Here is a 24,345-nt window from a genome sequence, read left to right as displayed (position 1 = left end):
GGGGTGAGGGCAGCTGTTGCTCTGAAGCTTCTCGAACCCAGGATTCGGGCAGCGCATCAGCTCAACCAAATACCAGCTTGCCCTTCATCATTCCCCAATGCCCCGGGAACGAGCAGAAGAAGGTGTAATCACCACCACGCGTCAACTTGCTGGTCGCAAAGCGCACCTGCGTGGTCTGCCCGCCACCGATCACCGGCGTGAACGCGATCACCCGCGCATCATTCTTCGGCAGGTAACTGTCAGCCAGCGTCGAACGCATGCCAGCCGTGGCCACTGGTTGGAAATCCGGGGTACGCGTCAGCACCCAGTTATGCCCCATCGCGGTAGCCGGCATCCGGCCGGTATGCTTGAGGGTCAGGTCCACCTGCGTGCAATCGGCAGCAACGCGGATCTGCGGCAGCGAGAACTGCATGCGGTCATTGCTTTCGATGGTGACCGCGCAGGTGCGGGCCAGCGCAGGCGCGGCAGGCAACAGGCCGGCAAGGGCCAACAACAGCAGGCTGGAACGCTTCACGGTGAACTCCAAACAATGACAACTACAGTGTCCTGATTCTAGGCAAACCCCGCAGATTTCACCTGTGACGCGATGTCGCAGGCTGCACGCAGACGCCGTGCCAGCGATACTGCAGCCCCACCCTTGCCTCGCCATCGATGCAACGACCACACGCACTATTGCTGGATTTCGATGGACTGCTCGCCGATTACGAGCACCGTATCCACCTGCGCCAGCTTGCCGATGCTGCCGGCCGCGCACCCGAGCAGGTGGATGCAGTATTGCGTACGGACGGGCTTGAGTTCGCCCATGCCCGCGGCGAGCTGGATGGCGAGCAATTGCTGCAGGCCTTGAACCAACGCCTGGGCAGCGAGCTGATCGCGGCGCACTGGCATGCTGCACGGCTGGCTGCGACCAGGTTGCGTAGTGATTGCATGGCCGTGCTGGAGCGCGTTCATTCCGATGTGCAGGTTTCGGTGCTGACCAATAACGGCCTGCTGACGCAGCCGGTGATCGAGCAGTTGCTCGGCACCCGTCGTGTGCTCTGCAGCGCAGCGCTGGGCGTGCGCAAGCCTGACCCAGCAGCGTATCTGGCGGCCTGCGCAGCGCTCGGCTGCGCACCAGAGCGAAGCCTGTTCGTCGACCATCTGTTCCGCAATGTGCAGGGTGCGCGCGAAGCCGGGCTGCAGGCCGATACGGCGTTTCATGCACAGTCGTTGCGGCGCTTGTTGAAGCGGAATCACTGCCTGGGGTGAAAGGCCGCGTGCGTTGCACGCCCTGCCCTCATCCGCCCCCCGCCTTCGCGGGGGGCAGGCTCTACTGGTACCTTCTCCCGCAGACGGGAGAAGGGAAGAGTCACGGCTTAGGCTTACGGCTAGCTGGCGCAGTCCCCGCCCCCGCAACAACGCGCACTCTCTTCTCCGGCAGGCGAAAAAAAGTGCCCGAAGGACGGATGAGGGGAAGCGCTTCGCTCGCCGAAAAACCCAACTTACCCGCGCGACGCCATATACGCCGCAATCGCCTCGCGCACACGCTTCAGGCCTTCGGCCACTTCTTCGTCGGTGATGTTCAGCGCCGGCACGAAGCGCAGCACGCTGGTGCCGGCCTGCAGGATCAGCACCTGTTTTTCGGCCGCCAGATCCAGCAGCATGCCGATGTCGGCGACGTAGTCGGGCTTGAGCACCGCACCCAGCATCAGGCCCATGCCGCGCACCTGCTCGAACACCCCGAACTCTGCGCCGATGGCCTCCAGACCGGCCTTCAACGCGGCCGACTGGCGCACGACATTGGCCTTGATCTCATCGGACGACAGCTTGCGCAACGCCACGCGCGCCACCGCCGCCGCCAGCGGATTGCCACCGAAGGTGCTGCCATGCGCGCCAACGCTCATCACGTCGGCAACCTTGGGGCCGGCCAGCATCGCGCCGATCGGGAAACCGCCGCCCAGCGCCTTGGCCAGGGTGACGATGTCCGGGGTCACGCCCCAGTTCCAATGCGCGAACAGCTCACCGGTACGGCCCATGCCGACCTGGATTTCATCCAGCACCATCAATGCATCGTGCTGGTCGCACAGCTCGCGGGCGCGGCGCATGAACTCGGCACTGGCCGGCATCACCCCGCCCTCGCCCTGCACCGGCTCGAACATCACCGCGGCAACATCGCCACCGGCCATCGCTGCTTCAAGCTGGGCGACATCGTTGAAATCGACATAGCGGAAGCCACCGGGCAGCGGCTCGTAGCCTTCCTGGTACTTCGGCTGGGCGGTAGCGGTGACCGTGGCCAGGGTGCGGCCATGGAAGCTGCCGCGGAAGGTCACAATGAAACGCTTCTCCGGGCCACGGCCCTGTGCGCTGGCCCACTTGCGAACCAGCTTGATGGCCACTTCATTGGCTTCGGCGCCGGAATTGCACAGGAACACGCGCTTGGCGAAGCGCGAGGCGTCCACCAGCTCCTGTGCCAGATGCAGCGGCGGCTCGCTGTAGAACATGTTGCTGGTGTGCCACAGCTTGTCGGCCTGCTCGAACAGGGCAGCCTTCAGGTCCGGGTTGTTGTGGCCCAGGCTGCACACCGCGATGCCGGCGGCCAGGTCGATGAACTCGCGACCCTGCGTATCCCACAGTCGGGCGCCCTGGCCGCGCTCCAGCACCAGCTGGCGCGGGCGATACACCGGCAGGTAGTAATTGGACAGGGACAACAGCGGCTCGGCGACAGCAGTCATGGCGTTCAGGGTCATTGGGTGTGAAAGTCCCATTGTCCCCCATTCCGCGGGCCTACGGCACAATGCGCCCATGCGCCTGTTCTCCACCCCCCAATTGAACCCGGCCAGCGACAGCGGTTGGCGCCGCCGCTGGTTCGACATCATCCACCGCACCGACACCCCGCCATCGCGCCGTTTCGACCTGTTGCTGGTCTGGGCCATCCTTGCCAGCGTGCTGGTGGTGATGGTGGACAGCGTGCAGCACATCCATGTTGCCTGGGCCAACTGGTTCTACGTGGTCGAGTGGGCCTTCACCCTGCTGTTCACCGCCGAGTACGTGCTGCGCCTGCTGGTGGTGCGACGGCCGCTGCGCTATGCCTTCAGCATCTGGGGCATCATCGACCTGCTGGCCATCCTGCCCTCCTATATTTCCTTCTTCGTGCCCGGTACGCAGAGCCTGCTGGTGGTGCGCGTGCTGCGCCTGCTACGGGTATTCCGCATCCTCAAGCTGACCCGTTACATCGAGGAAAGCGGCGTGCTGATGGCCGCGCTATGGCGCAGCCGGCGCAAGATCCTGCTGTTTCTGTCGATGGTGGTCACCATCGCCATCATCGCCGGCGCGCTGATGTACGTGGTCGAAGGCCCGCAATACGGCTTCAGCAACATCCCCGCCAGCATGTACTGGGCGGTGGTGACCATGGCCACGGTGGGCTTTGGCGACATCGTCCCGCACACCACGCTGGGGCGCTTCATCACCTCGGCCCTGATCCTGATCGGCTACAGCATCCTGGCTGTACCGACCGGCATCTATACCGCCGAACTGGCCGGCAACATGCTGCGCGAGAACCGCCGCGACAACCGTGGCTGCGCGGTCTGCGGGCATGAAGGCCACGAGGTGAAGGCGCGCTACTGCAACCGCTGCGGGCATGAGCTGCCCGAGCATATCGAGCATTGAGCCCACCCGGGGACGGTAGTGCCGAGCCATGCTCGGCAGGGGGCCTTACCCTGTAGTGCCGAGCCATGCTCGGCAGGGGGCCATACCCTGTAGTGCCGAGCCATGCTCGGCAGGGGGCCTTACCAGAAAGGCTTAATGCCGAGCATGGCTCGGCACTACCTACCTATCGCCGCTGGCGGCGATGGCCATCAGAGAAACAGATCCGGCATCAGCGGGCGCGTCGGGTCCATCGCGTAGCCCGACAGATCGGTGATGCCCGCCTCCGCCAGCACCTCGTCATCCAGCAGGAACTGCCCGCTGAAACCGGCCGCCGGCCGCGTCAGCACCGCATGGGCAGCATCGGCCATGACTTCCGGCTTGCGGCATCCCCCCACGTCCACGCCCGGAATCATGTTGATCGCATCGGTGGCAATCACCGTGCGCGGCCACAAGGCATTGACCGCCACCCCCTGCGGCCCGAATTCGGCGGCCAGGCCCAGGGTCACGAAGCTCATGCCCATCTTGGCCAGGGTGTAGCCGGTATGCGGCCCCCACCACTTCGGATCCAGGCTGGGCGGTGGTGCCAGGGTGAGAATGTGCGGATTGGGTGCCTGCAGCAGATGCGGCAGGCAGGCCTGCGCGCACAGGAAGCTGCCGCGCGCGTTGACCTGCTGCATCAGGTCGAAACGCTTCATCGGCGTATCCAGGGTGCCCCGCAACCAGATCGCCGAGGCATTGTTGACCAGGATGTCGATGCCACCGAACGCGTCCACGGTTGCCGCCACCGCAGCGTTGACCTGGTCTTCTTCGCGGATGTCGCATTTGAGCGCCAGACCTTGGCCACCGGCAGCATTGACCGCTTCGGCGGCAGTGTGGATGGTGCCGGGCAACTTGGGATTGGGCACCGCCGACTTGGCGGCAATGGCGACATTGGCACCGTCGCGCGCCGCGCGCAGGGCGATGGCCAGGCCGATGCCACGCGAGGCACCGGTAATGAAAAGGGTCTTGCCTTGCAGGCTGCTCATGCGTTCTCCGGAAGCAGGGTGTGGCGGCCGCCATTATGCCGCCCATCCCTGCCACACGCGGGCTGCGTTTTCCCACGCGCGCGACATTTTGTGTTCATGCAGGCCACCGATACTGGTGGGGCTATTACGCAAGGATCCACCGATGAACACCCTGTTCCGCAGTACGCCCCTGCTGCTCGTACTGGCCCTGTCTGCCTGCCAGAGGCCGCAACCCGCGGCCGAGGTCCTGGCCCCGGCCAAGGATGTCACCACCCAGACCACCGGTCTGGGCGAGGAAGCCACCCGCATCGGCCCGGATGCAGTCTGGAACGGCTCGGTGGAAGCCTGCCGCAGCAGCACTGCCGGTGATGCCTGCCTGCTGCAGGCCCTGCGCGACAGCGGCGCATCGGCCGCCGCCCTGGCCGCGGCCCGCACCCTGTCGGCCCAGGGCAAGCCAGGCTATGTCAGCTCCTGGAAGAACGTGGACGGTGTCGGCGTAGCCACCCTGGAGTTCCCGTTCCGCGCCAATACCAACCAAGGCACCTGGCTGGTGGATGCCAATGGCAAGGCCATCGATGTGGACGAGGAAGTGCTCGATGACAGCACCCGCGCAGCCGATGCCTATAGAGCCTTTGCCGCCAAACATCCGGAATCGGGGCCGTTCGCACCTGCGGTCAATGTCGGCAGCGATCCCCTGCCTGACGGTGGCCTGCGCCTGCGCTACAGCACCCCGTTGCGCAGCTGCCACGCCTGTGCCGACGACGGGCAGCTTGTGCTTGCCTACGATTTCGACGCGCAACGACGTTTTGTCGGCAAGCAACTGCTGCAGCTGCACTGATACACCGTCAACTGCGGTGCGCAGGCACTGCAGTGACAGCTCAGGGCTTGGGGCCCTGCCCTTCGTTGTCTTCCCAATGCAGGATGCGGCGGGTGACGAAGCGGTAGACCGGCTTGCCGGTGGCAAACCACAACTCGCGGACCCAGGAGTGGCGCTTGAGCACGCGCCGCTCCACCGGGGTGAGCCGTTGCGGGCAGTACATGCGCTTGTGCTTGAGCAGGTGGCGCAGATCCTCACGCGCCAGCAGGCGCATCCAGCGCGAGCGTGGGTTGCCGCACACGGCGAGCTGGAAATCGATCAGGGCCGGCGAGCCATCCTCGCGGACCAGCCAGTTGGCCTCCTTGGCCAGGTCGTTGTGGGCGATGCCATGCCGGTGCACGCGCTGCAGCAGGCGCCGCGCGGCACGGAAGTAAGCCAGGTCATCACGCGGGGGGCGCTGGTACATGGCCGCCCCTTCCATGTAGCTGCGGTCCAGCCAGCGGCCATCCCAGCCCAACAGTCGCGGGGTCGCCTCCATGCCATCCAGCTTGGCCAGCGCGCGCGCCTCGCGACGGGCCAGCCACCATGCCGGCAACCGCAGCCACAGCGGTGTGGCCCCCAGGTCGCGGCGGACAAAACGGCCCTGTGCCCCTTGAACCAGCAGAATGCGACCAAAACTATCGGCTTTGAGGGCGATAACGGAGGAGTTGGGGAGTGTTTCTACCATGCATGCATTCTAGCGGGCAGCCCGCCTTCATCCACCGGCATGGCGCGTGAACGGTGTGCGCGCCCTGCGTACGGGAACCCTGTCGTCTGACGCCGGTCTGAAAAGCCTTCCCTCTATAATCGGCCGATGAATTCTTCCTGGATCGACGCCACGCTTGCGTGGATCGCCGCCCACCCCGTGTTGGCCGGTGCCGTTATTTTCGCCATCGCCTTCTGCGATGCGGTCATCATTCTTGGCGCCATCGTCCCGGCATTGCCGCTGATGATCGCGGTGGGCGTACTGATCGGCATGGGAGAGCTGTCCGGCCCCTATGCAGTAGCCTGCGCCACCGTGGGCGCCTTTGCCGGCGATGGCCTGAGCTATTGGGTGGGCCGGCGCTGGGGCAACCGCCTGCGCCTGGTGTGGCCGTTCCGCAGCTATCCGCAACTGCTGGACCGCGGTGAGCTGATGTTCCGCCGCAATGCCTTCAAGAGCATCCTCGTCGCCCGCTACGTGGGCGCGATCCGGCCCTTCGTACCGGCCATCGCCGGTATCGCCCACATGCCGTTCCGCAACTATCTCAAGGCCAGCGGCTTGGCGTGCCTGTCGTGGGCGGTGCTGTTCCTGCTGCCGGGCTGGGCACTGGGCCAGGCCTATGACGCCGTGGCGGCAGTGGCCGGGCGCCTGTTCCTGGTGGTGGCGCTGCTGGGCGCGATGCTGGGTCTGGTCTGGGCCATCGTGCTGTACAGCTACCGCTGGTCGGCCGCCCGCATGGATGTCTGGCTGGCCCGGTTGCTGGCGTGGTCCCAACGGCATCCGCAGTTGCTGGGCCGCTCGCTGACCGATCTGTTCGACCCCAAGCGCCGTGAATCGGTGCCGCTGGCAATGCTGGCACTGATGCTGCTGGTGCTGGGCTGGGGCTGGTTCGTGCTGTTGATGGTGGTGGTGGGCCACGGTGAGCCCCTGGCACTGGACCTGGCCGTGCACCGCTTGATGCTGGCCCTGCGCAACCCGCTGGCGGACTACCCGATGGCCGCGCTGGCTTCGCTGGCGGATTGGCAGGTGCTGCTGCCGGCCATCGCCGCCGGCATGGGCTACCTGGCCTGGCGGCGGCGCTGGATGGCAGTTTTCCACTGGCTGGCGGCACTGGCCTTCGGCCTGGCCCTGACCAAGCTGCTGGGGGCCACGGTGGACGTGGTGCGCCCGCCGTCGGCCAGCAGCGGCTTCGGCTTTCCTTCGGTGGCGGTGACCATGGCCACCATCACCTTCGGCTTCTTTGCGGTGCTGATCGGCCGTGAGCTGCCGGGGCGCACCCGCGTGTGGCCCTACCTGGTCTCCGGCATCGTGGTCACCCTGATCGGTTTTGCGCGGATCTACCTGGGCGCACACTGGGTCAGCGACGTGATCGGCGGCATGCTGTTCGGCATTTTCTGGCTGCTGTTGCTGGGCGTGGCCTACCGGCGGCGCTTCAACCGCTCGTTCTGGGTCAAACCGGTAGCCTGGCTGTTCTATGGCGTTTTTGCGCTGGCCGGGTTCTGGTATGCACCCCGCAACGTACCTGCAAAACTGGCCAAGTTCGAACCCGCCGCCGAGGCCCCCCGGCTGATGAGCAGCGCACACTGGTGGCAGGACGGCTGGCGCGAGCTGCCCGCACGACGCAACGATTTTGATGATGACCAGCGCTGGCCGCTGGACGTGCAGGTGGCCGGCCCGCTGCCTGATCTGCAGCAGCAGTTGCAGGCCAATGGCTGGCGCATGCAGCCGCAGGCCGGTTGGCAGCAGGCTCTGCTGATGCTGGACATGAAAGCAACACCCAATGATGTGCCGGTGCTGCCCGCTACGCTGGATACCAATGTCGAGGCGCTGCTGATGCTGCACCCCGGCAAACGCGCCGATGAAGTGTATGCACTGCGGCTATGGCCTTCGCCGGTACGGCTGGAGCCCGGCCAGGCACCGGTGTGGCTGGGCAGCGCGCAGACCCTGCGCTACCAGCGGCATCTGAAGCTGTTCGGCATGTGGCGGCCGCTGCGTGGCGTGGACCCGGCGCTGGATACACTCAAGCAATCGCTGGATGGCATGGAAACCCAGCAGCAGGTGCAGCCCGAGACCGGCCTGCCGGTGCTGATGATCCGGCACAAGCCGCAGCCGTGATGGACAGCGGAGCCCTGCTCCGCTGCTTTCATCCACGCATTGCAACTGCCGGGCAGGGCTCGGCACGTCCACTACAAAGGGGCAGCACGGCGCTTGCCTACAGCTCCTGCTCGGGCACGTCGAAATCGGGGATCCACTGCAATAGCCGATCCAGGCGCTGCTGCGGGTCGTTCTCCTGCAGCAGGCATAGCCGTTGCTGTTCGCTCAGCGGCAACAGTTCGGCCAGCCGCCAACCCACCCACGCCGCCTGATCCAGCTGTGCCGGGCCGGCCCCGGCATGTTCACCACCGGCCTGTTCCAGGATGTGTTCGAGCAGGGTGCCGAGCAGGCCATGCTCGGGCTGCAGCTCGTCGTCGCTATCCGGCTCGCACCAGCTGACCTCGGCAACCACCAGGCCGTTGTCACGTACGCGTGTGCTGCCAACATGGAAGCGGCGGGCACCGCGCAGGCGCAGCACCAGCACGCCATCCGGGCCCACATCGAAATCCTCGATCAATGCCTCCACGCCCCAGGCGGCCGGAGTGGCCGGCGCGCCGACCTCCCCACCCGCCAGAATATGGCAGACGCCAAAGCTGCCGCCGTTGCGCCCGCATTCGCGCACCATATCCAGATAGCGTGCTTCGAACACACGCAGGTTCAGCGCAGCCCCCGGCAACAACACGGCGTGCAACGGAAACAACGGCAGGGTTTGCGAGCTGCGCATGGGACAGAAAAAAGACGGACCGGGGTTGATGGTACCCCAGCCCGCCTGTATCAAACCGGGCGGCGCGCGCCGCCCGGCGGCACTCAGAAGTTGTACTTCACATGCGTGTGCAGGCGATTCATGTCGCCTTCTTCGCCGTTTTCGATGCGGCGGGTGGCGTGGCTCAGCTCCACACCCAGGTCCAGCTTCGGGAACGGCGAGTAGATCAGGTTGGCACGTACCGACTGCGCCTTCTCGGTGACCTCGTAGCCGGTGAGTGCGGCGTCGTTGTCCAGCACCGCCACCGAATACACCAGGTTGCCACGCAGCTTGGGGGTGAATGCGTGACGCCAGGCGGCAAAGCCACCGTAGCCATCCATCGCATGCAGGCGTCCGTGCTCGTCCAGCACGGTGTCGCTGCCCAGCGCGAAGCCGAGGTAGCGGCCCACGCCACTGCCGCCACTGACCATGTAGCGCAGGTCATCGTTGGCACCCATGTTGAAGCGGCCAGACATGCTCAGCGCTGCGCCGGTTTCGGTATCACCGTCGTAACGGAAGCTGCGCAGCAGCGCGGCGGCGGTGAAGTGACCCCAGTCGCCCCGCGTGCTCCAGCGTGCGGTCAGGTCGGGCACGGTGTCCGCACCGCTGTTGAAGCGTGCGCCCTTGCCGGCAAATGGGGTAATCGTGGTCTGCGGGTTTTCCGCCGAGAACGACCAGGCGCCACGGGTGTAACGCAGCTGCGCCTGGCGCGAGAAGATGGTGCCTTCCGACGGACCGGTGAAATCCACCGTGTCCGGCAATGCCGCCACGTCCTGGAAGTTGGACCAGGTCTGGCCGGCCAGCCAGTTGTTCCAGCTCACATAGGCCTGACGCAGGGTCAATGCATAGGTATTGGTGATGACCTCGTTGCCGGCAAACGCATTGCTGCCGCCGCCATACATGTCGGCCTCGATATAGGCCTTGAGCTTGTCGCCATTATCCGTGGTGGTATCGGCACCAAACCAGAAACGCGAGAACTGCGCGTGTACGTCGGTATAGCTGGCGCTGCGGCCATTGCCGTCAGCGGCGACCGGGGTCGCGCCCGGGAAGTAGAACAGGCGGCCGGCCGAGCCATCGGCAATCTCGCCGTCGCTGGTGCGGGTATACATCGAGTCCAGCTTGATGAAGCCACCGAAGGAGAACTTCGTGCCCGGCATGGCATTGGGCAGGGTCGCCACCGGCGCAGCCGGTGCTGCTGCGGGGACCACGCGGGTTGCGTCCAGCGCGCTGGCGCTGGGCGCAGGCGATCCGGCCGCGTTGGCGGATTCGCGTTGCTGGTACTGCTGAAGCTCGGCGCGCATCTGCTGCATTTCCTGCTCCAGTTGCAGCATCCGCGCTTCCATCGCCGTGGCATCCATTGCCTGCGCGAGTGCGCTCAGCGGCATCGCCGCCAAGGCTGTGGTGACGGCAAGTGCCGTCAGTTGTTTATTGCTGATCATTGTTTTCCCCTCCCAGGGCAACAGAACACCGTTCCGGCCCTTGCTGGAAAGGCCGGTCGAAATGACGCCGTTTTTACTGTGGAAAATCGCTGGTCCTGATTCCCCAATCCGCTTTCAGCTGGTCATTCCCCCTGCGTGGGAATGACCAAGCTGTCGCTCCCGCCATGGCAAGTCAGACAAAGCGCATCGACGTGCTACCGATGCCATCGGCCCGCACCAGCACGTTGTCTCCCGCAGCCACCGCCACCGCCGCGGTGATCGCACCGGACAGCACCACGCTGCCGGCCGGCAACGCCTGGCCGCGTTCGCCCAGCATGTTGACCAGCATCGCCACCGCTTCGGCAGGATTGCCGAGTACCGCTGCCCCTGCACCCACCTCCACCACCTGGCCGTTCTTCTCCATCACCACGCCCAGGGTCTCCAGATCGAGCCCCTGCACCGCCGTGGGGCGCGAACCGAGGACATAGCGCGATGCGGAGGTGTTGTCGGCAATCACGCTGGGCAGGTCGAAGCGGAAGTTCTCGTAGCGCGAATCGATCAGCTCGATCGCCGGCACCACGTAGTCGGTGGCGGCCAGCACCTTGGCGATGTCGCAGCCGGGGCCGGCCAATGCATCACGCATCACGAAGGCGATCTCGGCCTCCACCTTGGGATGGATCAGGCGCGCGGTATCGACCACGGCTCCGTCATCCACCGCATTGTCGTCACCCAGAAAGCCGTAGATCGGCGTGTCCACGCCCATCTGCTGCATCTTCGGCTTGGAGGTCAGGCCCATCTTCATGCCGACGATGCGCACGCCGGCGGCCTGCTTCATGCCACGCAGGCATTCCTGGATGTCATAACCGTCATCCACGCCGATCTGTGGGTGCGCATCGGTGATCTTGACCACCTCGCGGACTTCCTGCTCGGCGGCAAGCAGCTGCAGCGCGCAGGCCTCGATGAGGGAACGGTCCAGGCTCATGCCAGTTTCTCCTGCGGGTGTTCGCCGCGCGCACGCAGCATGTCCAGGGCAACGTCGACGATCATGTCTTCCTGGCCACCGACCATGCGGCGCTTGCCCAGCTCGACCAGGATATCGACGGTATTGATGCCGAACCGGCGCGATGCCGCCTCGGCGTGACGCAGGAAGCTGGAATAGACCCCGGCATAACCCAGTGCCAGGGTCTCGCGGTCCACCCGCACCGGCCGGTCCTGCAGCGGGCGCACGATATCGTCGGCCGCATCCATCAAGGTGTACAGGTCGCAGCCATGGTTCCAGCCGATGCGCTCGGCAGCGGCAATGAACACTTCCAGCGGCGCGTTGCCGGCACCGGCGCCCATCCCGGCCAGGCTGGCGTCGATGCGGATGGCACCGGCTTCCACCGCGGCAATGGAATTGGCCACGCCCAGTGACAGGTTATGGTGCGCGTGGATGCCGATCTGGGTCGCCGGCTGCAGCACCTCACGCAGCGCACTGACCCGCTCGCGCACATCATTCATGTTCAACGCGCCACCGGAATCCACCACATAGACGCAGGAGGCGCCGTAGCTTTCCATCTTCTGCGCTTCCACCGCCAGCGCGGCCGGCGTGGTCATGTGGCTCATCATCAGGAAGCCCACCGCATCCATGCCCAGGGCATTGGCGGCCTCCAGGTGCTGGCGCGAGATATCGGCCTCGGTGCAATGGGTGGCCACGCGCACGATGCGGGCGCCAGCGGCATGGGCGTTCTTCAGATCGTGCACGGTGCCGATACCCGGCAACAGCAAGGTGGCGATCTTCGCGTGCGACACCACGCTGGCGGCCGCTTCGATCCACTCCACGTCGCTGTGCGCGCCGAAGCCGTAGTTGAACGAAGACCCCTGCAGGCCGTCACCATGTGCCACTTCGATGGAGTCGACGCGGGCCTTGTCCAGGGCCGCGGCGATGCTGCGCACCTGATCGACGCTGTAACGGTGGCGCACGGCGTGCGAGCCATCGCGCAGGGTGACGTCGGAGATATAGAGCTTGTTGTCAGTCATGCTTGTTCCTCACGCGGCGTCGCGCTTGGCCAGCACCGCGGCGGCGATGCGCTCGGCGGTGGCCAGCGCGGCCGAGGTCATGATGTCGAGGTTGCCGGCATAGGCCGGCAGGTAGTGCGCGGCACCTTCCACTTCCAGGAAGACCGAGGTCTTCAAACCGGTGGTCGGGCCCACGCCCGGCACGTTGACGGCTTCGTCCAGCACCTCGAACTGCACCTGCTGCTTGAGCCGGTAGCCGGGCACATAGGCGGCTACGCGCGCGACCATGGCATTGACCGCGGCCTCGACGGCAGCGGTGTCAGCCAGCTCGCTGAGCACGTAGACGGTGTCGCGCATCAGCAACGGCGGCTCGGCCGGGTTGAGCACGATGATGGCCTTGCCGACGGCAGCACCGCCCACGGTTTCGATCGCACGCGAGGTGGTCTCGGTGAATTCGTCGATATTGGCGCGGGTACCCGGGCCGGCGCTCTTGCTGGAGATGCTGGCGACGATCTCGGCGTACTTGACCTTGGCCACCGAGGCCACCGCCGCCACCATCGGGATGGTGGCCTGGCCGCCGCAGGTGACCATGTTGACGTTGGCCGCGTCCAGGTTGTCCTCGAGGTTGACGGTGGGCACGCAGTACGGGCCAATCGCCGCCGGGGTAAGGTCGACCACGCGGATGCCCGGCTTGGCCTTGCGCAACAGGGCATCGTTGGCGATGTGGGCCGATGCCGAAGTGGCGTCGAACACGATGTCGATGTCGGCGAACAGCTCCGACGCAATCAGCCCCGCCACGCCGGTGGCAACGGTGGGCACGCCCATGCGCGCCGCGCGCGCCAGACCGTCCGAGGCCGGGTCAATGCCAACCAGCGCCGCCATTTCGACATGCTTGCCGTGGCGCAGGATCTTGATCATCAGGTCGGTGCCGATATTGCCGGGACCGACGATGGCCGCTTTCAGGGTCATGCAGAACTCCTGTCGTTCAATGGGGGGGAGGAAGCAGGCGTCATGCAAACTGGATATCGGCACTGCCCAGCGCGCCGACGCGCACGCGCATGTGGTCACCGGCAGCCACCGGGATCAGCGGCACCAGGGCACCGGAGAGGATCACTTCACCGGCCTTGAGCGGCGTACCCAGCCGGCCCAGCGTGTTGGCCAGCCAGGCCACGCAGTTGACCGGCGAGCCGAGCGCGGCGGCACCGGCACCGGTTGCGACCAGCTCGCCGTTCTTCTCGACCACCATGCCCAACGTGCCCAGGTCCAGGTTCTTAGGCGGCACCCGCAGTTCGCCCAGTACATAAGCCGCGGCCGAGGCATTGTCGGCCACCGTGTCGGTGATGCCGATGCGCCAGTCACGGATGCGCGAGTCGACGATCTCGAAGCACACCGACAGTGCCTCGGTTGCCGCCAACACGTCGTGGTGGGTGATGCCCGGGCCGACCAGGTCGCGCTTAAGATGGAAGGCGATCTCACCCTCGGCACGCGGCGCGATCATGCCCGCGGTGGCCAGCACGCCACCGTTGGCTACCTGCATGCGGTCGGTGAGGAAGCCGAAGTCCGGCTGGTCCACCTTCAACATGCGTTGCACGGCCACCGAGGTGGCACCGATCTTCTTGCCAAGCACGCGCTCGCCATCGGCCAGGCGCCGTGCCAGCAGGTCGTTGGAGATCGCATAGGCATCGGCAAGCCCCAGGCCGGGGATGCGCTCGCTCAGCGGCTCGACGGCAACGCCGCTGCGCAGCGCGGCATGCAGTTCGGCGCCGTGCCGGGCGATCGCCGCGCTGTCCAGCACCGGCCCGCTCATGGCTTGCCTCCGTCCAGCGGATCGCTCTTGAGCACATCGCCCACCGCGAACCGCTGCGGTGGCACTTCGTTGACCATTACCCGAATCGCGCTCATCGGCGCATCCAGTTCGGCATGCGCCACCCGCGCCAGTTCGCGGATGAAGCGCTGCACCTTGTGCTCGTCGCGGCCCTGCACCAGGGTCACTTGGATGATCGGCATTTCTCTACTCCGTTGTTGCAATCAGGTCAGCTCGGCGCCCTTGGTTTCGGGCAGGAACAACAGCACGATCACCGCGGCCAGCGCGAAGAAGCCGGCGGTGGCCATCAGCCCGCTGGCCACGCCATAGCGGTTGGCGAGGAATCCGATCAAGGCCGGTGCGATGGCGGCAATGGCGCGGCCGCCGTTGTAGACGAAGCCCTGCGCGGTGGCGCGCACCGTGGTCGGGAACATCTCGGCGAAGGTCGGCGCGAAGCCGCTGTAGAAACCGGTACCGAAATAGGCCACGACGATGCCGAAGGCCATCAGCGCCATCGGCGACTTGATCATCACGAACACCGGCACGGTCAGTGCGGAGGCAACGAAGAACAGCATGAAGGCCTTCTTGCGGCCGATCGCATCGGCGATGTAGCCGAAGGTGATGAAACCCAGCGCCGCACCCACCTGCATGATCACGATCCAGATGGTGGACTTGACCATGTCCAGGCCGGGGCCGCCGTCGGCGACCGGAGTTGCCAGATAGGTCGGGATCCAGGTGAACAGGCCCCAGTAACCGCACATCGCGGCGGTAACAAAGGCCAGGCCGACCAGGGTGCTGCGTGCATGCGAGCCGAACAGCTTGCCCATGGTCTGGGTGAAGCTCAGGCGCTCGGTCTGGTTGACCCAGATCTCCGGCTCCTTGACGTGGCGGCGCACGTAGAAGGCCAGCAGCGCCGGCAGCAGGCCAACCACGAACACCCAGCGCCAACCCAGGGTCGGCACCACCAGCGCCGCCACGATCGCCGCAGCGGCATAACCGGATGCAAACGCGCTCTGGATCCAGGCCAGGATCTTGCCACGGTGCTGCGCCGGCCAGCTCTCACTGACCAGGGCCGAGCCGGCCGACCATTCACCGCCCACACCCAGGCCGACGATGATGCGGAACAGCATCAGCTGGCCCAGCGAATCGGACAGGCCACACAGGGCGGTACCGATGGAGTAGCAGATGATGCTGAGCATCATCGACTTGGCGCGGCCCATGCGGTCGGCCAGATAACCAAACACCAGGCCACCGAAGGCCGTGGCCAGCAGCGTGGCCGACATCACCATGCCCGCCTGCGACTTGTCGAAGCCCAGGTCGGCGCTGACGTGCTTGAGCACCATCGCGAACAGCATCAGGTCCATCACGTCCAGCATCCAGCCCAGGTAGGCCGAACGGAACGTGCCCCACTGCTGTTTGCTGGCGCCCTGCCACCAGCGTCCGCCACTGACGGCGGTTACCTCTTGGATCGTTGAATCGCGCTGCGCCATGGTCTTCCCCTCCGGAATCTTGGCTGAAACGAAAGTATCGGTGAACGATACCGATGGCACAAAATATCTGACTTTTTCCAAAAATGGAACATGACAATCGATTTCGTATCGATATACGATACACCCGTCGTACCAACCGCGAGATTCCGATGTCCGAGCTGATCCTCCGCCTCCATGAAGACCACCTGCCCGCCGGCTGTCCGCCGGTCTACCTGCCCAGCGGCCCGCGCGCGCTCTATGTGCGCAGCGGCGGCCTGAGCGTTGAATCGCCGCATGACAGCCAGGCCCTGGATCCCGCCCAGGCGCGGGTGTCCCAGCAGGCGTTGACCCTGCTCAATGGTGACCAGGACACGGTGCTGTGGCGCTGGGACCTGACCGACAGCGCCCACCCGGCCGCTGCCCTGCCCTCGGCCCCGGCTACCCGCAGCGAACTGAAGCTGGAAGCGCCGATCAGCCTGGACCGCCGCTTCGAATGGCTGATGCGCTGCGACCGGGTCGACTTTCCCAAGGGCGGCGTCGCCTTGACCCACGTGCACCAGGGCCCGGGCATCCGCATCTGCGATTACGGCCTGATCAGCATCGAAACACTGGGCAACAGCCATCAACATCCGCCCGGCAGCGCCTGGTTCGAGCTCGGCCACGCACCGGTGCTGGCGCCCACCACCGACGCCGAGGAGACCCGCTTCATCCGCTGTTTCCTGCTGCCGCGCCAGCTCAAGGGGCGCAGCTCGATCCGCTACGTGCGCCCGGAGGACGCCGCCGCGCAGAAGACCCAGCGGTACAAGGTTTTCGCAGAGCGATACATCGACCTGCCATAATCGGCACAAAGCGCGACCTGTTCGGTCGCGCTCCGACCATGGAAACGCCGACAGGTAACCGATGCCCCGCAACGTCGTCAATGACAAACAGGAAGTGCGTGCCGCCAACGGCGCGGTCGAAGCACAGGAAGAAAGCGCCGAGCACGGCCTGCCCACCGCCATCGTCTCGTTGAAGGTCATCGAGGCCCTGGCCGCTGCCCCCACCGGGCTGGGCGTCACCCGCCTGGCGCAGTTGCTGGGTATGCCCAAGGCACGCGTGCATCGTCACCTCAGCGTGCTGCGCGAACACGGCTATGTCGATCAGGACCCGGACAACAACCAGTACCGCGTGGGCTGGCAGATGTTCCTGCTGGGCCGCGCCTGCAGCAGCCGTTTCGACGTGATGGGCCTGGCCAAGCCGGTGCTGGAGCAACTGCGCGACGAGGTCGGGCAGACAGTGGTGATCTCCACCTTCTCCGACAACGAAGTCGTGGTGCTGGATCTGCTGCGCGGCACCGCGCCGGTGGAAATCAGCCTGCGCCCGGGCACCCGTTTCCATCACAACAGCGTGGCGCAGGGCAAGATCGCGCTGGCCTACGGGCCCGACAAGCTGCGCCGTGCCTACCTGTCGCAAACCCTGCCGGCCTGCACACCGCGCACCATCGTTGACCCCGACCGGCTGGCGGCGGAGATCGAGCTGGTACGCAAGCGTGGCTGGGCCGACGCGCCGGAAGAGCTGTACATCGGCATCAATGCCTTGGCCGCGCCACTGCTGCAGGGCAACGGCGAGTTGTTCGGCACCCTGGCGATCGTGGGATCGATCCACTACCTGCCCAGTACCCCCGACCCGGCCCACGTACAGGCCCTGCTGAGCGCCGCCGCGCATATATCAGCCTCGATGGGATACAGCGCGGCGAAGACCCGTTAGCCACAACACACCGGTAATGCCGGGCCATGCGCGGCACTACTCCCCCTCCCTTTGGCCGCAGGCCAAGGGAAGAGTTGGGGAGGGGTGCTTTTGGCTTGGTTGGGAACGGCCCTTGCCGAGCATGGCTCGGCACTACGCCCCCTCCCTTTGGCCGCAGGCCAAGGGGAGAGTTGGGGAGGGGTGCTTTTGGCTTGGCTGGGAAAGCCCCTTGCCGAGCATGGCTCGGCACTACGCCCCTCCCTTTGGCCGCAGGCCAAGGGGAGTGTTGGGGAGCGGTGCTTTTGGCTTGGCTGGGAAAGCCCCTTGCCGAGCATGGCTCGGCACTACAACGCTCCCTCCCTTTGGCCGCAGGCCAAGGGGAGGGTTGGGGAGGGGTGCTTTTGGTTTTGCTGGTAAGGCCCCTGCCGAGCATGGCTCGGCACTACCGGACCGAAACGGATCTGCTCAGCTCAACTGCGCAAGAAAGCGCCGCGGCGCGCCATCAAAGCCACCGTTGGACATGAACACCACGTGGTCCCCAGCACGCGCGACTTCACCCAGCTTGGCCAGCAACGCATCGGTATCGGCCACGGCCTGTGCATCACCGCGCACGGCATCAATCACCTTGGCAGCATCCCAGGGCAGCTCCGGCCGGGCCAGGAACACCACCGCATCGGCGATATCCAATGACGGCGCCAGCGCATCGGAATGCGCGCCCAACCGCATCGAATTGCTGCGTGGCTCCATCGCCACCACGATGTGCGCATCGCCCACCTTGGCACGCAGACCCTCCAGCGTGGTGTGGATGGCGGTGGGGTGATGGGCAAAGTCATCGTAGATGGTGATGCCCTGCGCCTGGCCGATGACTTCCATGCGCCGCTTGACGCTGCGAAAACCGGCCAGCGCCGGCGCCACCTGCGCCGGGTCCACGCCCACCGCATGCGCGGCGGCCAACGCAGCCAGGCCATTGAGCACGTTGTGCCGGCCCAGCAGCGACCATTCCACCGTGGCCACTTCCCTGCCCCGGTGCAGCACCGCGAATGCACTGCCATCCTGCTGGATCAGACGCGCGCTCCATTCCAGCGCCGCATCAAAGCCAAAGCGCTCCACCGGCGTCCAGCAGCCCATCGCCAATACTTCGGCCAGATGCTCGTCCTCGCCGTTGACGATCAGGCGGCCACGGCCGGGAACGGTGCGTACCAGATGGTGGAACTGGCGTTGGATCGCGGCCACGTCCGGGAAGATATCGGCGTGGTCGAACTCCAGGTTGTTGAGGATGGCCACCAGCGGGCGGTAATGGACGAACTTGCTGCGCTTGTCGAAGAACGCCGTGTCGTATTCGTCAGCTTCCACCACAAAAAGTGGTCGATCCGAAAGGATCGATACGTCCTCCCCTTCCCCCGCCGGGGGAAGGTGCCCCGCAGGGGCGGATGGGGGTAAGGCCTTACCCGCAACCACAGCAATCGATCGCCCCAGTCGTGCCGATACCCCGAAATCCTCGGCTACACCACCAATCAGGAAACCGGGCTCGCGGCCCGCGGCCTGCAGCAGATAGGCCAGGATGGTGGTGGTGGTGGTCTTGCCATGGGTGCCGGCCACGGCCAGCGTGTCGCGGCCCGGCAACACCTGCTCGGACAGCCATTGTGCCCCCGAGGTATAGCGACGCCCCGCATCCAGCACCGCCTCCACCGCCGGGTTGCCACGCGACAGCGCGTTGCCGACCACCACTTCGTCGCAATCAACACTGATATTGGACGGCAGGTAACCCTGCGAGAGGCTGATGCCCAAGGTCTCCAGCTGCGTGGACATCGGCGGATAGACCGCCTGGTCGCTGCCTTCAACCTGATGACCGAGCTCGCGGGCCAAGGCGGCCACACCGCCCATGAAAGTTCCGGCAATGCCGAGAATGTGGATCTTGCTCATGCGTTGATTGTCGCCGATGCGCGCGGGTAAGGGGTACGCCCGAAATCGTGTAGGTGTACCCCCAATCGATGTAGGGGATTCCCCGATACCGTCACGACCATTTCACAACGAAAATGCGTGACGCCAGCCTCAGTATCCCTCAGGTCCTACTCCCCAAGAGGCCATCCCCAGGGAGCTCATGCTGATGGGGCCGTGAGCACGCCCTTTGCTGGCTTTTACATGCGAAACGCCCGGATCCAGCTCATGGATCCGGGCGTTTCCGTATGCGCCACCACCACCAGCGCGGCGGCGCATCGAGGCTGCGGCGGCAAACCGTCACAGCCCCTGGATCATCAGCGCTTGATCGCGGCCAGGATGCGGGCCAGCACTTCGTCCAGCGCGCCAACGCCGTCCACGCGGGCCAGGGTGCCCTTGGCAGCGTAGAAGTCGATCACCGGTGCGGTGGAATCGTTGTAGACCTGCAGGCGCTGGCGCACCGATTCCGGATTGTCGTCGGCGCGGCCCTGCTCCTTGGCGCGGCCGGCGATGCGCTCGACCAGCAGGTCGGTCGGCACGTCCAGCTGCACGATGGCATCCAGCGGCTGGTTCAGCTTGGCCAGCAGTTCACCCAGTGCATTGGCCTGGGCCACGTTGCGCGGGTAACCGTCCAGGATGAAGCCCTTGGCGGTATCGGCCTGGGACAGGCGCGACTCCAGCATGCCCAGCAGGATGTCGTCGGACACCAGGTTGCCGGCATCCATCACCGCCTTGGCCTGCTTGCCCAGTTCGGTGCCGGCAGCCACTTCGGCACGCAGCAGGTCACCGGTGGAAATGTGCGGAACCTGCAGTTGTTCCTTCAGGCTCGTCGCCTGCGTGCCCTTGCCCGAACCGGGCGGTCCCAACAGAACCAATCGCATTCCTGACTCCCATATGTTTGAGGTAACGGGACGGACAGCGGCGTTAGACTCATGGGCCGATTCACGCTGCACCGCAATATGTGCAGCTTACCGCATCCGGCCAATGTCCCGGAATGTCCCCCGCTCTGGAGAGTATTGCCCATGTCCAAAGGCACCTTGCTGTATGCCCAGTCCGGCGGCGTCACCGCCGTCATCAATGCCACCGCCTCGGCCGTCATCAGCGAGGCAAGATCGAAGAAAATCAAGGTGTTGGCTGCACGCAACGGCATTCTTGGCGCCCTGCGCGAGGAGCTGATCGACACCTCGAAGGAGTCGGCCGCCAACATCGCCGCGCTGGCCCACACCCCGGGCGGCGCGTTCGGCTCTTGCCGCTACAAGCTCAAGTCGCTGGAGGCCGACCGCGCCAAGTACGAGCGCCTGCTGGAGGTGTTCAAGGCACACGACGTGCGCTGGTTCCTCTACAACGGTGGCAATGACTCGGCCGACACCGCGCTGAAGGTCTCACAGCTGGCCAAGGAGTTTGGCTACCCGCTGACCTGCGTGGGCGTTCCCAAGACCATCGACAACGATCTGGCGGTCACCGATACCTGCCCTGGCTTCGGCTCGGCGGCCAAGTACACCGCCATCTCGGTGCGCGAGGCGGCGCTGGATGTGGCGGCGATGGCCGAAACCTCGACCCGCGTCTTCATCTACGAAGCGATGGGCCGCCACGCTGGCTGGCTGGCCGCCGCTGCAGGACTGGCTGGCGAGAACCCCGATGACGCACCGCAGATCATCCTGTTGCCGGAGCGTGCCTATGACGAGCCAGTGTTCCTGGCCAAGGTGAAGCAAGTCGTTGAGAAGGTCGGTTTCTGCGTGGTGGTCGCCAGCGAAGGCATCCACACCGCCGATGGCCAGTTCGTCGCCGATGCCGGCGGGGTCAAGGATTCCTTCGGCCATACCCAGCTCGGCGGCGTGGCCTCCTACCTGGCCGGCAAGGTCAAGGCCGAGCTCGGCTACAAGGTGCACTGGACCTTGCCCGACTACCTGCAACGCTCGGCCCGCCACATTGCCTCCAGGACCGACTGGGAACAGGCGCAGGCGGTGGGCAAGGCGGCGGTGCAATTCGCACTGAAGGGACAGAACTCGGTGATGCCGGTGATCGTGCGCAGTTCGGATGTGCCGTACCGCTGGAAAATCGAAGCCGCGCCACTGTCCAAGGTGGCCAACCACGAGAAGAAGATGCCGGCCGGCTTCATCCGCAAGGATGGTTTTGGCATTACCGAAAAGGCGCGCCGCTACCTGCAGCCGCTGATCCGTGGCGAAGCGCCGCTGCCCTACGGCCGTGACGGCCTGCCGAAGTACGTCACCCTGAAGAACGTGGCGGTGGCGAAGAAGCTGGCGGCCTGGGAAGGCTGATGCGATCAGGCCTGCGCTATCGTGGCAGGACGGCAGCGGGGCCCTTGCATGCGGCACCGAAGGTGATGCGCTGCATTGCCTTGCTGCTGTGCCTGGCATTGGCACCGTTGGCCAATGCCTACACCCCCGAAGATGGCGACATCGTCTTCCACACCTCCACCTCCAGCCAAAGCGCAGCGGTGCAGGCGGCCACCGGTTCGCGCTACAGCCACATGGGCATGGTGCTGCTGCGCGAAGGGCGCCCCTATGTCCTGGAAGCCGTGCAACCGGTGCGTTACACGCCCTTGCAGGCCTGGCTGCAACGCGGCTTGGAGGGGCGGTATGTGATCAAGCGCACCACCACCCCACTCGGCCCGGCGGACAAGCAGCGCCTGCATGCAGCCGCAGCGCCGTATATCGGCCGTCCCTACGACCTGACTTTTGAATGGTCGGACCAGCGCATCTATTGTTCGGAACTGGTGTGGAAGCTGTACCGCGACGCCGCCGGCATTGAACTGGCACCGCTGGCGCGATTGGACAGCTTCAACCTGCAGACGCCGGCGGTCCGCAGCAAGTTGCGCGAACGCTATGGCAACCGCATCCCGTTGGCGGAACCGGTGATTTCACCCGCCGCGATCTTCGACTCTCCGCTGCTGATGACGGTCGCTCAGCACTGAAAGCCGGGGTAGTGCCGAGCCATGCTCGGCAGGGCTTTACCCGCGGAAAGCCCCCCTCCCAACCCTCCCCTTCGCTGCGCGAAAGGGAGGGCGCAACAACGTAGTGCCGAGCCATGCTCGGCAGGGGCGTTACCCGCAGAAAGCACCCCTCCCCAACCCTCCCCTTCGCTGCGCGAAAGGGAGGGGGCAACAACGTAATGCCGAGCCATGTTCGGCAGGGGCGTTACCCGCAGAAAGCACCCCTCCCAACCCTCCCCTTCGCTGCGCGAAAGGGAGGGCGCAACAACGTAGTGCCGAGCCATGTTCGGCAGGGGCGTTACCAGCAAAGCGCCCTCACCCCAACCCCTCTCCCGCATGCGGGAGAGGGGCTCACTGCGATCCATGCGTAATGCCGAACCCTGCCCGGCAGCGGCTTCAACGGCAGGCTGCGCCCTGCATTGCCAGCTTTACCGAATACGCCGGCAGCGCCGCCAGCCGACCGGCTGCGGCCTGCTGCTTGGCATCTTCCAAGTACACCCGGTTCTGGCCTTGGCCATCCAACGCCACCTGCTGGCCTGCAGGCTTGCGCCATACCTCGATCAGCGCCTGCTGCGAACTGCAGGCCGCCGAGGGCACATGCACTACTTCGTTGAGCTTCCAGCCAGCCGCTTCACTGGGATTGACCTTGCTTGCATCCAGGAACACCGCACGTGGCTGGCACTGCGGATTGGTCCGCACCAGCTGCATGTCATAAGGCTGCGCCGCCGTACCGGTGAAACGGCCTTCGATGCGGGTACAGGCCTCGGGGATCTGGCGCACGGTATGCACCACGCCAATGGCCTGCGCCGCAGCCGCCGGGCGCTCGATCTCGGCCTTGGGCGTTGCGGCCAACGCACCCAATGGCAACAGGGCCAACAACATGAATGGCGCGGCAGATTTCATCGGGCAACTCCTGGTGACAGACGCAGCACGTTGCCACCGGCGTGCTGAACCGGCAGGCAAACGCGAGGACGGCTGGCGGAGGAGACAGCTGGCAGTCATACTCGGGCCGCTCCAGGAGTGTTTGAACACAGCGACACGTACCACAGCCGCCCAGCGGCCCCGGGTCTGTTCCAGTGCTTCGATCTGCCCGGCGTGTCCCCCGCTTCAGCCATTCGCTGGTTGGCATCCACCAACGTTGGGAGGGGTCATGCTCGAACAGTACGGTCTTGTGCTCGCTTTGGTCTGTGCGGTAGTTGCCATCCTCTACGGCATCATTTCGGCCCAGTGGATCCTGCGGCAACCTGCCGGCAATGCCCGCATGCAGGAAATCGCCGCCGCCATCCAGGAAGGCGCCCGCGCCTATCTCAACCGCCAATACCTGACCATCGCCGTGGTCGGCGTGGTGCTGTTCGTATTGGTGGGCATTTTCCTCAGCTGGTATACGGCAATTGGCTTTGCGATAGGCGCCGTGCTGTCCGGCGCTGCCGGTTACATCGGCATGAACGTCTCGGTACGCGCCAACGTGCGCACCGCCGAGGCCGCCCGCAATGGCATGAGCGCGGCGATGGATGTTGCTTTCCGTGGTGGTGCGATCACCGGCATGCTGGTGGTGGGCCTGGGCCTGCTCGGTGTGGCCGGCTACTTCCTGTTGCTGCAACGCATGGGCCTGAGCCAGGCCGACAACCTGCATGCGCTGGTCGGGCTGGCCTTCGGCAGCTCGCTGATCTCGATCTTCGCGCGGCTGGGCGGCGGCATCTTCACCAAGGGTGCGGACGTCGGCGCCGACCTGGTCGGCAAGGTCGAAGCCGGCATACCCGAGGACGACCCGCGCAACCCGGCGGTGATCGCCGACAACGTCGGTGACAACGTCGGCGACTGCGCCGGCATGGCCGCTGACCTGTTCGAGACGTATGCGGTGACCGTGATCGCCACCATGCTGCTGGGCGGCATGATGATGGACGAGGTTGGCCGCAATGCGGTGCTCTACCCGCTGGTGCTGGGCGGCGTATCCATCATCGCCTCGATCATCGGCGCGTTCTTCGTCAAGGTGAAAGCCGGCGGCTCGATCATGGGC

Annotated in this window: 24 protein-coding genes; 9 read left to right on the top strand and 15 right to left on the bottom strand. The window is 65.6% G+C overall.

Features of this window, described 5'->3' with window-relative positions; translation table 11 throughout:
• Positions 1–61 precede the first annotated feature (61 nt).
• Positions 62–514: an azurin gene (gene azu / locus B2527_RS04715; protein ID WP_293706383.1), complete on the bottom strand. Its 453-nt coding sequence runs from the start codon at positions 512–514 to the stop codon at positions 62–64.
• A gap of 137 nt (positions 515–651) precedes the next feature.
• On the opposite strand from azu, the gene B2527_RS04710 reads away from it, so the two are divergent.
• On the top strand, positions 652–1,248 hold the full coding sequence (locus B2527_RS04710; protein ID WP_293706382.1) for an HAD-IA family hydrolase: 597 nt from the start codon (positions 652–654) through the stop codon (positions 1,246–1,248).
• Positions 1,249–1,481: 233 nt separating this feature from the next.
• Here the strand turns inward: B2527_RS04710 and B2527_RS04705 are convergent, their stop codons facing one another.
• Positions 1,482–2,711, bottom strand: coding sequence for an acetylornithine transaminase (locus B2527_RS04705; protein ID WP_293706416.1), 1,230 nt, complete (start codon positions 2,709–2,711; stop codon positions 1,482–1,484).
• A gap of 70 nt (positions 2,712–2,781) precedes the next feature.
• On the opposite strand from B2527_RS04705, the gene B2527_RS04700 reads away from it, so the two are divergent.
• Positions 2,782–3,645 carry an ion transporter gene (locus tag B2527_RS04700; RefSeq protein ID WP_293706381.1) on the top strand — a complete coding sequence of 288 codons (864 nt, stop codon included), beginning with the start codon at positions 2,782–2,784 and terminating at the stop codon, positions 3,643–3,645.
• Positions 3,646–3,833: 188 nt separating this feature from the next.
• Here B2527_RS04700 and B2527_RS04695 read toward each other — a convergent pair whose 3' ends face one another.
• Entirely contained in the window at positions 3,834–4,649 is an 816-nt protein-coding gene (locus B2527_RS04695; protein ID WP_293706380.1) for an SDR family oxidoreductase, read from the bottom strand.
• A 142-nt stretch (positions 4,650–4,791) separates the two neighbouring features.
• On the opposite strand from B2527_RS04695, the gene B2527_RS04690 reads away from it, so the two are divergent.
• Positions 4,792–5,466 carry a hypothetical protein gene (locus tag B2527_RS04690; RefSeq protein ID WP_293706379.1) on the top strand — a complete coding sequence of 225 codons (675 nt, stop codon included), beginning with the start codon at positions 4,792–4,794 and terminating at the stop codon, positions 5,464–5,466.
• A 40-nt stretch (positions 5,467–5,506) separates the two neighbouring features.
• Here the strand turns inward: B2527_RS04690 and B2527_RS04685 are convergent, their stop codons facing one another.
• Complete coding sequence (locus B2527_RS04685; RefSeq protein ID WP_293706378.1) at positions 5,507–6,172, bottom strand: phosphotransferase; 666 nt, start codon at positions 6,170–6,172, stop codon at positions 5,507–5,509.
• Positions 6,173–6,298: 126 nt separating this feature from the next.
• Between B2527_RS04685 and B2527_RS04680 the strand changes: the two genes are divergently transcribed.
• Positions 6,299–8,302 carry a bifunctional DedA family/phosphatase PAP2 family protein gene (locus B2527_RS04680; protein ID WP_293706377.1) on the top strand — a complete coding sequence of 668 codons (2,004 nt, stop codon included), beginning with the start codon at positions 6,299–6,301 and terminating at the stop codon, positions 8,300–8,302.
• A gap of 97 nt (positions 8,303–8,399) precedes the next feature.
• Here B2527_RS04680 and B2527_RS04675 read toward each other — a convergent pair whose 3' ends face one another.
• From B2527_RS04675 to B2527_RS04640, 8 genes are all read right to left on the bottom strand, one after another.
• Positions 8,400–9,005, bottom strand: coding sequence for an LON peptidase substrate-binding domain-containing protein (locus tag B2527_RS04675; RefSeq protein ID WP_293706376.1), 606 nt, complete (start codon positions 9,003–9,005; stop codon positions 8,400–8,402).
• Between the two features lie 83 nt (positions 9,006–9,088).
• Positions 9,089–10,462 (bottom strand): DcaP family trimeric outer membrane transporter, encoded by a 1,374-nt coding sequence (locus tag B2527_RS04670; RefSeq protein WP_293706375.1) that lies wholly within the window; start codon positions 10,460–10,462, stop codon positions 9,089–9,091.
• A gap of 172 nt (positions 10,463–10,634) precedes the next feature.
• On the bottom strand, positions 10,635–11,423 hold the full coding sequence (gene dmpH, locus B2527_RS04665) for a 2-oxo-3-hexenedioate decarboxylase (protein WP_293706374.1): 789 nt from the start codon (positions 11,421–11,423) through the stop codon (positions 10,635–10,637).
• A complete protein-coding gene (gene dmpG / locus B2527_RS04660; RefSeq protein ID WP_293706373.1) occupies positions 11,420–12,460 on the bottom strand; it encodes a 4-hydroxy-2-oxovalerate aldolase in 1,041 nt (346 codons plus the stop codon). The genes dmpH and dmpG overlap by 4 nt, the downstream gene beginning before the upstream one ends.
• 9 nt (positions 12,461–12,469) lie before the next feature.
• On the bottom strand, positions 12,470–13,408 hold the full coding sequence (locus B2527_RS04655; RefSeq protein WP_293706372.1) for an acetaldehyde dehydrogenase (acetylating): 939 nt from the start codon (positions 13,406–13,408) through the stop codon (positions 12,470–12,472).
• A gap of 40 nt (positions 13,409–13,448) precedes the next feature.
• Complete coding sequence (locus B2527_RS04650) at positions 13,449–14,246, bottom strand: fumarylacetoacetate hydrolase family protein (protein WP_293706371.1); 798 nt, start codon at positions 14,244–14,246, stop codon at positions 13,449–13,451.
• A complete protein-coding gene (locus B2527_RS04645) occupies positions 14,243–14,467 on the bottom strand; it encodes a tautomerase family protein (protein ID WP_293706370.1) in 225 nt (74 codons plus the stop codon). Before B2527_RS04645 ends, B2527_RS04650 begins: the two co-directional genes overlap by 4 nt.
• Positions 14,468–15,733, bottom strand: a complete 1,266-nt coding sequence (locus B2527_RS04640; RefSeq protein WP_293706369.1) for an MFS transporter — start codon at positions 15,731–15,733, stop codon at positions 14,468–14,470.
• Between the two features lie 149 nt (positions 15,734–15,882).
• Between B2527_RS04640 and B2527_RS04635 the strand changes: the two genes are divergently transcribed.
• Entirely contained in the window at positions 15,883–16,551 is a 669-nt protein-coding gene (locus tag B2527_RS04635; RefSeq protein WP_293706368.1) for a hypothetical protein, read from the top strand.
• A 61-nt stretch (positions 16,552–16,612) separates the two neighbouring features.
• Entirely contained in the window at positions 16,613–17,458 is an 846-nt protein-coding gene (locus B2527_RS04630) for an IclR family transcriptional regulator (protein ID WP_293706367.1), read from the top strand.
• Positions 17,459–17,902: 444 nt separating this feature from the next.
• Here the strand turns inward: B2527_RS04630 and mpl are convergent, their stop codons facing one another.
• Positions 17,903–19,360, bottom strand: a complete 1,458-nt coding sequence (mpl, locus tag B2527_RS04625; RefSeq protein ID WP_293706366.1) for a UDP-N-acetylmuramate:L-alanyl-gamma-D-glutamyl-meso-diaminopimelate ligase — start codon at positions 19,358–19,360, stop codon at positions 17,903–17,905.
• A gap of 332 nt (positions 19,361–19,692) precedes the next feature.
• Positions 19,693–20,256, bottom strand: coding sequence for an adenylate kinase (locus tag B2527_RS04620; protein ID WP_293706365.1), 564 nt, complete (start codon positions 20,254–20,256; stop codon positions 19,693–19,695).
• 141 nt (positions 20,257–20,397) lie between these two features.
• Between B2527_RS04620 and B2527_RS04615 the strand changes: the two genes are divergently transcribed.
• Both B2527_RS04615 and B2527_RS04610 read left to right on the top strand, forming a co-directional pair.
• Entirely contained in the window at positions 20,398–21,654 is a 1,257-nt protein-coding gene (locus B2527_RS04615; RefSeq protein WP_293706364.1) for a 6-phosphofructokinase, read from the top strand.
• Positions 21,654–22,310: a YiiX family permuted papain-like enzyme gene (locus tag B2527_RS04610; protein ID WP_293706363.1), complete on the top strand. Its 657-nt coding sequence runs from the start codon at positions 21,654–21,656 to the stop codon at positions 22,308–22,310. Before B2527_RS04615 ends, B2527_RS04610 begins: the two co-directional genes overlap by 1 nt.
• Positions 22,311–22,724: 414 nt before the next feature.
• Here the strand turns inward: B2527_RS04610 and B2527_RS04605 are convergent, their stop codons facing one another.
• On the bottom strand, positions 22,725–23,231 hold the full coding sequence (locus B2527_RS04605) for a hypothetical protein (protein WP_293706362.1): 507 nt from the start codon (positions 23,229–23,231) through the stop codon (positions 22,725–22,727).
• Positions 23,232–23,478: 247 nt separating this feature from the next.
• Here B2527_RS04605 and B2527_RS04600 point away from each other — a divergent pair.
• The coding region (locus B2527_RS04600) for a sodium/proton-translocating pyrophosphatase (protein ID WP_293706361.1) at positions 23,479–24,345 on the top strand (867 nt) is incomplete at its 3' end.

Source organism: Stenotrophomonas sp. UBA7606 (assembly GCF_002477705.1).
Taxonomy (GTDB): domain Bacteria; phylum Pseudomonadota; class Gammaproteobacteria; order Xanthomonadales; family Xanthomonadaceae; genus Stenotrophomonas.
This window is presented reverse-complemented; position numbering and strand designations above follow the sequence as displayed.

Coding starts and splice junctions, on each gene's coding strand:
- B2527_RS04690 (WP_293706379.1), top strand. CDS start 4,792: ATGAACACCCTGTTCCGCAGTACGCCCCTGCTGCTCGTACTGGCCCTG.
- B2527_RS04630 (WP_293706367.1), top strand. CDS start 16,613: ATGCCCCGCAACGTCGTCAATGACAAACAGGAAGTGCGTGCCGCCAAC.
- B2527_RS04685 (WP_293706378.1), bottom strand. CDS start 6,172: ATGGTAGAAACACTCCCCAACTCCTCCGTTATCGCCCTCAAAGCCGAT.
- B2527_RS04605 (WP_293706362.1), bottom strand. CDS start 23,231: ATGAAATCTGCCGCGCCATTCATGTTGTTGGCCCTGTTGCCATTGGGT.
- B2527_RS04695 (WP_293706380.1), bottom strand. CDS start 4,649: ATGAGCAGCCTGCAAGGCAAGACCCTTTTCATTACCGGTGCCTCGCGT.
- B2527_RS04675 (WP_293706376.1), bottom strand. CDS start 9,005: ATGCGCAGCTCGCAAACCCTGCCGTTGTTTCCGTTGCACGCCGTGTTG.
- B2527_RS04655 (WP_293706372.1), bottom strand. CDS start 13,408: ATGACCCTGAAAGCGGCCATCGTCGGTCCCGGCAATATCGGCACCGAC.
- B2527_RS04640 (WP_293706369.1), bottom strand. CDS start 15,733: ATGGCGCAGCGCGATTCAACGATCCAAGAGGTAACCGCCGTCAGTGGC.
- B2527_RS04680 (WP_293706377.1), top strand. CDS start 6,299: ATGAATTCTTCCTGGATCGACGCCACGCTTGCGTGGATCGCCGCCCAC.
- B2527_RS04700 (WP_293706381.1), top strand. CDS start 2,782: ATGCGCCTGTTCTCCACCCCCCAATTGAACCCGGCCAGCGACAGCGGT.
- B2527_RS04615 (WP_293706364.1), top strand. CDS start 20,398: ATGTCCAAAGGCACCTTGCTGTATGCCCAGTCCGGCGGCGTCACCGCC.
- mpl (WP_293706366.1), bottom strand. CDS start 19,360: ATGAGCAAGATCCACATTCTCGGCATTGCCGGAACTTTCATGGGCGGT.
- B2527_RS04650 (WP_293706371.1), bottom strand. CDS start 14,246: ATGAGCGGGCCGGTGCTGGACAGCGCGGCGATCGCCCGGCACGGCGCC.
- dmpG (WP_293706373.1), bottom strand. CDS start 12,460: ATGACTGACAACAAGCTCTATATCTCCGACGTCACCCTGCGCGATGGC.
- B2527_RS04705 (WP_293706416.1), bottom strand. CDS start 2,711: ATGACTGCTGTCGCCGAGCCGCTGTTGTCCCTGTCCAATTACTACCTG.
- B2527_RS04670 (WP_293706375.1), bottom strand. CDS start 10,462: ATGATCAGCAATAAACAACTGACGGCACTTGCCGTCACCACAGCCTTG.
- B2527_RS04620 (WP_293706365.1), bottom strand. CDS start 20,256: ATGCGATTGGTTCTGTTGGGACCGCCCGGTTCGGGCAAGGGCACGCAG.
- dmpH (WP_293706374.1), bottom strand. CDS start 11,423: ATGAGCCTGGACCGTTCCCTCATCGAGGCCTGCGCGCTGCAGCTGCTT.
- B2527_RS04635 (WP_293706368.1), top strand. CDS start 15,883: ATGTCCGAGCTGATCCTCCGCCTCCATGAAGACCACCTGCCCGCCGGC.
- B2527_RS04710 (WP_293706382.1), top strand. CDS start 652: ATGCAACGACCACACGCACTATTGCTGGATTTCGATGGACTGCTCGCC.
- B2527_RS04610 (WP_293706363.1), top strand. CDS start 21,654: ATGCGATCAGGCCTGCGCTATCGTGGCAGGACGGCAGCGGGGCCCTTG.